Source organism: Nostoc sp. (assembly GCF_035638895.1).
Classification (GTDB): Bacteria; Cyanobacteriota; Cyanobacteriia; order Cyanobacteriales; family Nostocaceae; genus Nostoc.
The window spans coordinates 22762-34220 of sequence record NZ_DASQZC010000345.1 but is presented as its reverse complement, the minus strand read 5'-3'; the positions used below and the strand labels follow the sequence as shown (position 1 = coordinate 34220).

Annotated in this window: 11 protein-coding genes; 7 read left to right on the top strand and 4 right to left on the bottom strand. The window is 41.4% G+C overall.

Features of this window, described 5'->3' with window-relative positions:
• Window positions 1-77 precede the first annotated feature (77 nt).
• Window positions 78-740 carry a DUF2996 domain-containing protein gene (locus VE944_RS16905; protein ID WP_324979055.1) on the top strand — a complete coding sequence of 221 codons (663 nt, stop codon included), beginning with the start codon at window positions 78-80 and terminating at the stop codon, window positions 738-740.
• 62 nt (window positions 741-802) lie between these two features.
• Here VE944_RS16905 and VE944_RS16900 read toward each other — a convergent pair whose 3' ends face one another.
• Entirely contained in the window at window positions 803-1297 is a 495-nt protein-coding gene (locus VE944_RS16900; RefSeq protein WP_324979052.1) for a TM2 domain-containing protein, read from the bottom strand.
• Between the two features lie 368 nt (window positions 1298-1665).
• Between VE944_RS16900 and acsF the strand changes: the two genes are divergently transcribed.
• Window positions 1666-2742 carry a magnesium-protoporphyrin IX monomethyl ester (oxidative) cyclase gene (acsF, locus tag VE944_RS16895; protein WP_324979050.1) on the top strand — a complete coding sequence of 359 codons (1077 nt, stop codon included), beginning with the start codon at window positions 1666-1668 and terminating at the stop codon, window positions 2740-2742.
• Between the two features lie 249 nt (window positions 2743-2991).
• Here acsF and VE944_RS16890 read toward each other — a convergent pair whose 3' ends face one another.
• The 3 genes from VE944_RS16890 to aroA all read right to left on the bottom strand — a co-directional run bounded on the left by VE944_RS16890 (window position 2992) and on the right by aroA (window position 7193).
• Window positions 2992-4581 carry an alkaline phosphatase D family protein gene (locus VE944_RS16890; protein WP_324979047.1) on the bottom strand — a complete coding sequence of 530 codons (1590 nt, stop codon included), beginning with the start codon at window positions 4579-4581 and terminating at the stop codon, window positions 2992-2994.
• A gap of 226 nt (window positions 4582-4807) precedes the next feature.
• Complete coding sequence (locus VE944_RS16885; RefSeq protein ID WP_324979044.1) at window positions 4808-5338, bottom strand: PEP-CTERM sorting domain-containing protein; 531 nt, start codon at window positions 5336-5338, stop codon at window positions 4808-4810.
• Window positions 5339-5912: 574 nt separating this feature from the next.
• The gene (aroA, locus tag VE944_RS16880; protein ID WP_324979042.1) at window positions 5913-7193 is read right to left on the bottom strand and encodes a 3-phosphoshikimate 1-carboxyvinyltransferase; all 1281 of its coding nucleotides are present in this window, start codon (window positions 7191-7193) and stop codon (window positions 5913-5915) included.
• Window positions 7194-7955: 762 nt separating this feature from the next.
• On the opposite strand from aroA, the gene VE944_RS16875 reads away from it, so the two are divergent.
• The 5 genes from VE944_RS16875 to VE944_RS16855 all read left to right on the top strand — a co-directional run bounded on the left by VE944_RS16875 (window position 7956) and on the right by VE944_RS16855 (window position 11373).
• Window positions 7956-8630: a carbonic anhydrase gene (locus tag VE944_RS16875; protein ID WP_324979039.1), complete on the top strand. Its 675-nt coding sequence runs from the start codon at window positions 7956-7958 to the stop codon at window positions 8628-8630.
• A 985-nt stretch (window positions 8631-9615) separates the two neighbouring features.
• Window positions 9616-9924 carry a hypothetical protein gene (locus VE944_RS16870; RefSeq protein WP_324979036.1) on the top strand — a complete coding sequence of 103 codons (309 nt, stop codon included), beginning with the start codon at window positions 9616-9618 and terminating at the stop codon, window positions 9922-9924.
• A gap of 334 nt (window positions 9925-10258) precedes the next feature.
• Entirely contained in the window at window positions 10259-10474 is a 216-nt protein-coding gene (locus VE944_RS16865; protein ID WP_414690133.1) for a CopG family ribbon-helix-helix protein, read from the top strand.
• On the top strand, window positions 10471-10746 hold the full coding sequence (locus VE944_RS16860) for a type II toxin-antitoxin system RelE/ParE family toxin (protein ID WP_324979030.1): 276 nt from the start codon (window positions 10471-10473) through the stop codon (window positions 10744-10746). Before VE944_RS16865 ends, VE944_RS16860 begins: the two co-directional genes overlap by 4 nt.
• 147 nt (window positions 10747-10893) lie before the next feature.
• Entirely contained in the window at window positions 10894-11373 is a 480-nt protein-coding gene (locus tag VE944_RS16855) for a hypothetical protein (RefSeq protein WP_324979027.1), read from the top strand.
• Window positions 11374-11459 lie beyond the last annotated feature (86 nt).

Here is an 11459-nt window from a genome sequence, read left to right as displayed (position 1 = left end):
TATGTCAAAATAAAAATACCCGATACATCAAGGTGAGCGATCGCTCCAAAAGCTAGATTAAAGGATTGACCTGAGCAATGGCAGACCCAACCAATCACAATCAAGCGGGAGAAGTAGCTCCCAGCACAGTTGACCAGCAAGCTCCCAGTGTGGCTGAAGAACACGCTCCTAGTACAGACTCACCGGAAGCTACAGACCTTCCTACTGCTAACGCGCCAGACCCTAAAGCTGCAAACCCCGAAGATAACCCTAATGCTGCTAAACCAGCTGCTGCATCACCCAAGCGAGAAAAACCCGCCGCAGCCGCAGAAACCGGAGAAAAACCCGCAGCCGCAGCTAAAACCGCCAAAAAGGAAAAAGCCCCATCTGTTGAAGATAAGCCATTTGTAGAGTTTATCGAGCAAGACTACTTGCCAGCTTTACAAAAAGCGATCGCTCAACAAGGTGTGCAAGATTTACAGGTGTCTTTTGCCAAGCAAAAAGTGCCAATCACTGGCTTTGAATCTGCTGAAGAATGCTGGCAAATTATCGGCAGTTGGAAAGAAAAAGGTCAGCGTCAGTTTAACTTGTATTTCCCCGAAGAAGATATTCAAGGGAAAAAAGGATTTTCCTGTAATGAAGGCAAAAAACCCAGTACTCTTGAGTCATTCTTAATCGATGAGCGTAAAATTACCCTCGATTTGTTGGTATTTGGCTTAGTTCAGCGCTTGGACGGTCAAAAGTGGCTAGGTATAAATTAGTCATTGGTCATTGGTCATTAGTCATTGGGTTTTGGACAAAGGACAAATGAAAAAATGACAATTTAAAGTTCGTGGAAATGGTAGATAACGGCTCCAGTATTGGGGTCGTTATCTATTTTTACATAACCTGATTTGTACATCTCATTAAGAGTAGCTTCCACTTCAACAAAGCTAGCGCCCGTGAATTTAACGCCTTGAGTGACAGTTAAAATACCACCTTTGCTTTCCGCCGCTTCAATCAGTTTAATCATTAGTTGGTTTCCTGTTGGACGGTGAACTTGAGAGGTAACTACTGCTTGATTCAACGGCACACCGAAGGGAGATACACCTGCTTTTAGTCTCAGCTTGTGTTCGTAGTTGTTAACCATATCGGTGATAAAGAACAAATCCACGATCTGCCCTATACCAAACACACCACCAGTCAACAGCCACAACAAACCAGTCCCAATCTTGCCATTGTAGAAACGGTGCAATCCTCCCATCCCGATAAATCCGACTGCACACAAGATATAAGAGACAAGAAGTCGGTCTTTATGCTGATTGTTTTCAAGATTCATCTTGCTTTTCAACCCTTTGGATTTGCTCTTGTTGTCTAAGATGGGTTTTCTATGTTGTAGTAACAACTATAGAAAATTACTGAGATAGCAGTGCTTTAAGACTACAATAGGTGCGTGCTATTCCACTTATTTGAAACAGTGCTAATTACTGAACTACGTTTATTTGACTACTAATCCGCGATTCTTGGTTCCGTAAATATTGAATGATTGTTGCAACTCTTAATCTTTTGCTTGCAAATTTCTAACCCGCACCTTGGTAGACTTAACTTTATACAATTGGATTATTGTGGGCTGTTACGCCTTGCCAGAGCTTTAACCTTGGCTTTCTGGTCTACTTAAGATAATAAAGACGAAAGAGCAATCAAGACATGGTAGATTCCCTCAAAAAACCAGGCTTTGAAGAAATCCGGCCAGGGATTAAAGTCCCGGCAAAAGAAACCCTGTTAACACCTCGGTTTTATACTACCGATTTTGATGAAATGGCGCGGATGGATATTTCCGTCAATGAAGACGAGTTACAAGCCATTCTTGAAGAGTTCCGCACCGACTACAATCGCCATCACTTTGTTCGGGATGCCGAGTTTGAACAATCCTGGGATCATATTGACGGGGAAACTCGTCGGTTGTTCGTTGAGTTTTTAGAACGCTCGTGTACGGCTGAGTTTTCCGGCTTTTTGCTGTATAAAGAACTTGGCCGTCGCTTGAAAGGCAAAAGCCCCGTCTTGGCAGAGTGTTTTAACCTGATGTCACGGGATGAAGCACGTCACGCTGGCTTTTTGAACAAAGCTTTGTCGGACTTTAATCTGTCCCTAGATTTAGGGTTTTTGACTAAGAGTCGCAGTTATACCTTCTTTAAACCGAAATTCATCTTCTACGCTACTTATCTTTCTGAGAAGATCGGTTATTGGCGCTACATCACTATTTATCGCCATTTAGAAGCACATCCCGAAGACCGGGTTTATCCAATCTTCCGGTTCTTTGAGAACTGGTGTCAGGATGAAAACCGTCACGGCGATTTCTTTGATGCGATCATGAAATCCCAGCCGCAAATATTGAATGATTGGAAAGCAAAGCTGTGGAGTCGGTTCTTCCTGTTGTCGGTGTTTGCGACAATGTATCTCAATGACATCCAACGCAAGGATTTTTATGCCACCCTTGGATTGGATGCGCGAGAATACGACATCCATGTAATTAAGAAGACTAACGAAAACGCAGGTCGAGTGTTCCCATTGATGCTGGATGTAGAGAATCCAGAGTTTTATCAACGGTTGGATACTTGTATAAGCAATAACGAGAAGCTGGGTGCGATCGCTAACTCCAGCACTCCCAAATTCCTGCAAATCTTCCAAAAACTGCCGCTTTACATCTCCAATGGCTGGCAGTTATTGCGCTTGTACCTGATGAAACCGATTGATACTGTTTCTGCTCAAGGGGCAGTTCGTTAAGTTATAACAGGTTTGCAAAAGCTTTAGTGGTTCTGCTGATTGCAGAGCCATTTTTTTTGTCCTAAATATTACAGGTAATTAGTACTGCGATCGCTAAGGGACTTCCAAATAAAAAAATATACCATCCCTACAGGACGCTACGCGTAGCTTGCTTCCCCAAAGGATACGCTATAGAGGCAGAGGGGCAGGGAGCAGGGGGAAATGATCCCTTGCTCCCTGCCTCTTTTTCAACACCTGGGAATTAAACGATTAAGCTTGTTGTATCTCTGGACGGCCATCTTCAACCACAAATGAAGCGCGTTTACTAATTGTGCCAAATGGGGTTATGACATTTGACATAACTAGATAATTTGACTTCCAGGTTGTAGGAGTCAGCGCACAGCGAACATATCCCCGTTGACCGTTGAAAAACTTAATGTGTGGGTTATCTGGTAAGTAAGCTTCAACGGTGGGATTAGTATCTGCTCCATCACCACCGGAGCTAATTGAGGAACATACGAATTCACTACCAACGGTGGCGGATTCTGGCTTATCAAAGTTAGCCTTCAAGTTCATTGCCCAGTGGGAATGCACATCACCTGCCAAGGATACTGGATTAGAAGGGCGGCGCTGTCCGAGGAAAGCCATGAGGCGATCGCGCGAAGCCACATAACCATCCCATTTATCCATACTGTAAGTTCCGCCTACTCCTGGTGTCATGTCTCTTTGAGCAATCGGAACCTGCTGCGCCAAAACATTCCACTTGGACTGTGAACTATTTAAACCATCATATAGCCAATTCTCCTGCACCTTACCGGTAATCGTTGCATTCGGATCTAAGCTTTCTGGGCAACGTTCTTTAGTACCATCACCACAGGGCTGATCGGTACGATATTGGCGGGTATCTAGGACATGGAAGGTGGCTAAATTACCAAAGGAGAGCCGGCGGAAAAGTTGCATATCAGGGCCAAAAGGACGCGAGAAGGGGCGCAAAGGCATGTGTTCGTAGTAAACCTGATAAGCAATAGCTCGCCGTTGGAGGAAAATTGCCTGAGCCTGATCTGGTTCAGTATCAACTTGAGAGATGTTGTTGGCGTAATTGTTTTCTACCTCGTGATCGTCCCAGGTAACAATCCAAGGAAACGCTGCATGAGCTGCTTGGAGATTGGTATCGGTTTTATAGAGGGCGTGACGGTTGCGGTAATCTTCTAAGGTGAGAATTTCTTCACTGTTATGCTGTCTGGGGCCATTGTTTGAGATTCCCCCTTCATAGATGTAATCACCAACATGCACTACTAAATCGAGGTCTTCCTGTGCTAGATATTTGTAGGCGGTATAGAATCCCTGCTGATAGTTTTGGCAGGAGACTAGACCAAAATTAAATTTACTCAAATAGCTATTTTCTAGAGGCGCTGTCCGAGTCCGACCAATAGGGCTAGCGTCTTGTCCAACAAGAAAACGATACCAGTACCAAGTATTAGATTGGAGTCCTTCTACCACAACTCGAACTGAATGAGCTAGTTCTGGAGCTGCAAGTACCGTACCTCTGGAGACAATGCGCCTCATGTCGGGATCGGTTGCTACTTCCCAGCGAATTGGCACATTAACAGGTGGCATTCCACCTCCGTTTAAGGGTTCAGGAGCTAGACGAGTCCAGATCACTACGCTGGTAGGATAGGGTTCACCCGACGCTACACCCAAGGTGAAAGGATAATTAGAAAATCTGCTTGTAGCGATCACTCTTTGAGGAGAAAATTGGTTAGCGATCGCTAAACCAGACAATGCTCCTGCCCCGATAATTAAGTTCCGTCGTTTCATTCGACTGTGCAGGAACTGCTCAAAATTCCGGTAATCTACCATTTTTCACTCCTGGCTAACAGGTAACTTAAAACACAGCAACAGCTAACACAAAGAAAACAGGGAAATCGTAGACAAACTTTGTAAACAATTCTCTTACCAGAATCAGGTTTTAATTCCCAATTTTTCTCTTGCTATCATTGTGTTAGATGTTCTTTTGCCACATAAAAGCCTACTAATAAGAGATTAATGCTTGGCAAAGAAAGCGTTAATATCAACTTAAACAAGGTTAGATTTTAACCTTTTTCTTCATCATCCAGCCCAGGCTAAAAGCAAAAAGAGCGCCAACTAAAGGTGTAGATTCAGGCACTTGTGTATACGAAACTCTACCTGATATGAGTTCAGCATCTGGAGAAGTTCTAGAGAAAGCTGTAAAATCCTCACCGATGATTTCGTAACTGATAGAACTGGAAGGATTAGATTTATCGTTGAATAAATAATCTAATGCAAAATATGCTTGTCCTGTTGAAGATGTGGCTGGAAAGACAACAGGGAAATCTGGATATTTTGTATCATCTTGTTGAGTGTAAACGGTATTACCGTCAAATTGGAAAGAGAGTGATTTAATGGCGGCTACCGGATTAACTTCATTACTAAAAGTTGAGTCATCAAAGCTAAAAAAGCCATTTCCCTTATTTGTAGGGCTATCAACTGTGAAAGCGTAATTAATAATTGCAGCAGATACAGATTTTGCATCTACAGTCACAAGGGCTAAAACAACACTAGCAGCAGCAAGCACTAATTGCGGAACAAATTTCATCTCAGTTTTCCTCACCATAAACTTCTGTAACCAATGCACACTGCAAAGTATAGAAATAGTTGGTTTCCAACTTACTTCTTTCCAAACTTGGTATTTATCACGGATTAGAATAGCGATCTAAATCAATGATTTTTGTCTTTTCAAGAAAAAGAAATAACTCTCCAATTGCTTGGAGACACCATATTCTAGAATCAGGAGTTTAAGCAGACTTTAATTAGAGGTAAAAATAAAATCAATTGTCGAGATTGCATGTCAAAATTTGCGATGGCGTACCCGCCGTAGGCGATCGCATTCTATGAATTTTTTCGCGTTAAACCAGAGTCATGTCCCTTCCTTACGGGACGCTGCGCGAACGCGGAAGTCAAAAGTCATATCCTGCAAGGAACAAAGTTATCTCTTGATGAATAAATATAGCCAAAAATCTTTAGTCTACTTCAGTAGACTTTAGCTGAAAGCCAAAGAACTTTAGTTCCAGGCGGGTGAGGAAGCCAACGTAATGAAAAACAATCTTTTATTGTCTTTGAAGTTACTTTTGTTTTCCACCATTTGACTTCCGCCTTGCGGCACTAATTTTTTATTGTTCTAACATTTGAAAAAATCGGGTAAAGTAATCTGGAAAAGTTTTCGCTGTACAGCCAGGATCTTTAATTACAATCCCTGGAACCTTCAAGCCAGTGACAGCAAAAGCCATCGCCATTCGATGATCGTGATAAGTTTCAATTGCCGCCGGGGTAACGGGGCCAGGCTCAATTTTCAGTCTATCTGGAAATTCTTCAACCTGGACTCCTAGCCGACGTAACTCTGTTACCACAGCTTTAATCCGATCGGTTTCTTTATATCGAATATGTTCCACATTCCGAATGGTAATCGGTGAACTGGCAAAGGGCGCGATCGCTCCTAATGTTTGCACCAAATCCGATATATCATTCATATCAATATCGATGCCTTGCAATTGCTTCGGCCCCGTCACTTCCGTATAATCATCTGAATCTTTAATTTGACAACCCATCTGTTCTAAAACGTTCAGCCAGAGAATATCACCCTGACAGGATTGTTTGGTCAAATGTTTGACGCGCACCCGTCCACCCGTGACGGCGGCGGCGGCAAAAAAGTAAGAAGCATTTGACGCATCGGGTTCTACTGTGTAATGTCGAGCTTGGTAACGTTGACCCGCTTTAATCTGAAATTGATTATCGCCGATTTGAATCACCTCCACGCCAAAATCTGCCATCAGACGACAGGTCATTTTGACGTAAGATTGAGAAACTAATGTCCCCTCAACCTGGATGTTCGTATCTTGTTGAGCATAAGGCGCAATCATCAGCAATGCCGAAAGTTGCTGACTTGTTTGGTTAGCTTTCAACCGAAAATTTCCGCCAGTGAATCCCTGGCTATAGACGGTGTAGGGCATAAACCCAGAGTTTCCCTCAAAGTTAACGGTTGCTCCACCCGTTTGCAGCACTGTCAGCATGTCGCCCATCGGCCGTTCTCGCATCCTGGGAACACCATCTAGGCGATATTCGCCGTTTCCCAGTGCTACCAGCGCCGAGATAAATCGTGCTGCTGTACCTGCCAAACCCACAAATAAATCTGCCTGTTTAGCTGGAATGTCTCCTCCTCTTCCCGCCACTTGAATTTGTGCCAGATTAGGATTTAGCGTAATGGGAATGCCCAATTGTTCTACGCATTTGGCAAAATACTCGCTATCTTCACTAAATAAAGCATTTTCTAAAAGGGAGTCACCTTGTGCCAAAGCTGCGACAAGCAACGCCCGATTAGTAAGACTTTTAGAACCAGGAATTTCTACCGTGGCATCCACTGGCCGATTTAGAGCAGGAATTGCAATGGTATCCACGTTAAACCTCTACGTAGGCGGTTAGCTACAACTTTATATATTGCCATATTCTGACCAAAAGGGGCAGTGGCCTTACGAAATATGTGGTTTTTAACCTTATTCATAATTCATATTTTGTATTTACTGTCAATAGCAAAGTCATCAATTATTTAGAGACACAGGCGCTTATATAGGACTCATATTTAATTTTTGAACAAAACTCAGTACATCTTTATTCCTTCTTCCCAGTCCCCAGTCCCTTACCTTTACGAGTGATTCAGAAATCAAATCGGATTGCTATAAATGGATATGTATTAAGTGTATATACAGAATAGTCAGAGTATAAACTGGTAAGCGCTATAAAACCTCTTCTCAAAAAATTTGGAGGAGTATGTATTCTCTCTGATGCCAAATGGATTGCACATTAAATAACTTTAATAAAGTTACTTTTGTACGCTAGTTTCCGCTAACAAAATGCTATAATCCTAGCTTTTGCTTCCAGGCGAAAGCGGCAAAGTAGATAGTCAGTGATGTAGGCAAAATATCTTTGATACAGTGAGGCAGCACTCTTACAGGGGATTTTACCACGAGTGTTTGCCCCTCTTCATCGCATTAGCCAGTTTTCGAGTGTCTTCTCAAAGAGGTAGGGCATTTTATTTCTTCGATCTTCCTAGAAGTAAGCCTTTATTCTTCCATCTTAATACCAGAAGATTTTATACGTAAAATCACTGAACTATAGGATGAATTTAAAGCTGAATATATTTTAATGAGAAAAATTGAACTATGTCTATTACACGTATAATTGAAGGTCTAAATGAGTTTCATGACAACTATTTTCCTACACATCGGGAGTTGTTTGAACAACTCTCCCACGCTCAGAACCCAGAAGTATTATTCATCACTTGCTCTGACTCGCGCATCGATCCATGTTTAATTACTCAAAGTCAACCAGGAGAATTATTTGTTATCCGTAATATTGGTAATATAATTCCTGCTTATGGAACACAGAATAACAGCGAAGGAGCAGGCATAGAATATGCTGTCCAAGGTTTTGATATTAAAGTTATTGTCATCTGTGGTCATTCCCACTGTGGAGCAATGAAAGGGCTATTACAAATAGGTAGCCTTGCTCAACAAATGCCTTTAGTTTATGACTGGTTAAAGCATTACGGTGAAGCTACTCGCCGCCTTGTCTTAGACAACTATAAGGATTCTCCCAGCGATAAACTATTAAAAATTGCGATTGAGCAAAATGTATTAACTCAGATAGAAAACCTAGAAACATACCCAATAATCCGCTCTAAACTACATAGCAATGAACTTACTCTTCATGCCTGGATTTATGAAATAGAAACGGGTGAAGTCTTTGCTTATGATGCAAGCGTTAGTAAATTTAAAATTTTGCAAAACCGTCCCTTTCCTGTACCTAATCTCCTGACCCGATTAGCATCAGAATGATAATCTTAACTAAATTTAATCAATCATCGTTAGTGGCTAGTAAATTTTCAATTTACGAAAATACTTGTAAAGATGCAAATATTAACATTCAAATTGCTGGATAACTACCAATAAAACTCTCTATAACAATTTGTGAAATTTGTGGCATTGGCGGTCAATATAATTTATTCTTGCCTTAAGATGATAAAACAATAGTCATCCTTAATCAAGAAGTACCTGTAAAATAAACTATTTTGCAGGTAAATATGCAGTGATAAAAGTATTTATAGGAGTATTGATTAGCCTCTCGCAAAAAGAGGTGCAATTGCGTAAATACCCAGCATGTTGTCAGCAGACATTACCACATTAGGGACTTCCAACTAAAAAAATATCCCATCCCTGCGAGACGCTACGCGTAGCTTGCTTCCCCAAAGGGTACGCTTTGGCGAGCAGGGGGCGCAGGGGAAGCAGGGGAGGAAGAATCTAGCGATCAATAGTCGCTCCCAAAATTGAATAATTTAATTTCTGGAAGTCCCTTATTTATAATTGAGTGATATCAAACTCAAATTATTAAGTGAACTAAAACTGGCTACAGGACAAGAACACATCTATGCCAAGGTGATCCCAAAGTGTAATCTGATGACCATCTTTTTCTGCTTCAGTTTACAGTTCTTCTCCTAAAAGCGATGGTAATTCTCAATGCACTCTGTCAGGCTGGGTGAGGTTAGGGCATCAATATTGAAATAGTACAAAGGGAGGTGTATATAAATACGGTTAACCGAAAAAGTAGGTGATCTAGATTTTTTAAAAAAGTAACAATTGTTGCTGATAGAAGCAAGCGATCGCGCTAAGATTTTGGACTTAAGCCTGATTCAACTCCAATAACTCCTAACTCTGACCGAATAATTAATAATTCATAGTTTATGCTATAGAGCAACTCACTTGAGTTATGGAGTTCAAAATATGATTTCTTCTAAAACTGAGATTCAATTACATTCAAGAACAAATGACAAACGGAAACAAATTTCAAAGATTAGTAGAACTTGCAAATGATTATGGAATTATTTGCCAGCCAACACCAGAAGAATGTTTGATTGCATCTTTGCCTGGAGACGATGATTTCTTATTAGCTTTTACTTGGTCTGGTACTGTTGAAGGAGAGCCGCCAGAGCATGAATTAATCGCAATTAGTGTACAGGATATAGTAAAAGAAGTTACCGTTGCAGCTTGGCAGATTCCTTTTTATTTATTCGGAAACGTTTTAAGGCAAGCTCAGATGCTTGTCGCTGCACACAAAGATTTTGTTAGCAGTTAGCAGAAAACCTTTAGCTCATAACTACTATCCCTGCCAACTTTGGCAGGGATTTTTATTGAAAGCGACGGGAAACTCCATCCCCAGGTGTCTGTAGAGGTTCTTCTCCCCGTTACCAAACTTAAAAAATCGCGCATTTGATCAGACCCAAAAAAACGCAAACAAATAGAAAAACTGCTTGCACAACTGGAGGCGCTGACAAGTGTTGAGTAATCTTCACTCTTTTAATCAGGCGATTTTCTCGCTATAATGCAATGCAGTATAACGCATTATCACCAGGCAAGGTATGAGTACCACAAGTTTCAGGCTCGATGATGACCTTGAAAAGAAGCTCGAAGTGACCGCAACGAAACTGCAACGGACGAAAGGCTGGATAATCAACGACGCTCTACGGCAGTACATTGCACGGGAGGAGCAAAAACTTAGAATGCTTGAAGAGACAACTGAAGCGATCGCAGATATTCAAGCACAAAGGGTCGTTTCTGGTGATCAAGTTATGAAGTGGCTTGAAACCTGGGGAACCGCCACCGAAGCTAGTGCACCGAAGATATGAAGCTTCAGTTCTCTGTTAGTGCGGTGCAGGACTTAGTACGGCTAAGAGAGTTCATTGCCCAAAACAATCCGCAGGCAGCAGAGCGAGTATCGCTTAGGCTTAGGCAGACCATAGGAAAACTCGTACTTTATCCAGACATAGGCCGTCCTGTCCCAGAGTTAGAAAATGTTCGTGAGCTGATAGCTGGAAACTACGTGGTTCGTTATCTTCGTGAGTCAGATACTATATTTGTCTTACGGGTATGGCACGGCAAGGAATTTCGTGATTTTTAAGTAGGCACAGAAAATCCAAATCAATTTAGTGATTAGGTAAAAAGTAAGAAACGCTGTTTTATTAAAACGGAAATTATTGTGCTGCAAGCATTTCTTGAGGTTCGAATGCCCACCTTTCTTGCGCGATCGCGGTTTAGAGTTACAGTTATGAAACAAATAATAGAAAATGTCAAACAAACCATAGCGCAGAAAAAAATACTTTGGGCTTATCCAATTGCCAACAAATTGCAAAAATATCACTATAGTTTAGCCATCAAATGGGCAATAGAATGTATACAAATATATTCATCTGAGATAAAATCAGACAAGTTTTTCCAGCTTGATAAATATATTCAGCAACTAATGGAAGAACAAAATGTTTTAACTCCTTCACAGTGTCTTGAGATTAGTAGAGAAATATGGTATCTCCCTGAGAGGGAAGAAGTTCAAACTGCCATAGCTCGACTGTGGGGTTCTATATCAGCTTTTAAATATGCAGAAGAAGATGGAGAAGTGCATGGTGGAGTAATGGAAACTACTGCGGCTGTTGAATTAGTATTACCTGATATATCAGATCATCATTTACTAGATAGATATTTAGAAGCTGCTGTAAGAATTTGTGAAGAATACGAATCACAAAACCTGTAAAACGTGTAATCAAACCCCAAAGTATTGTATCTTCGTTAGCGACTCCAAGGCGATAACCAGCCATCAATTTAAACTTATCAATTTGA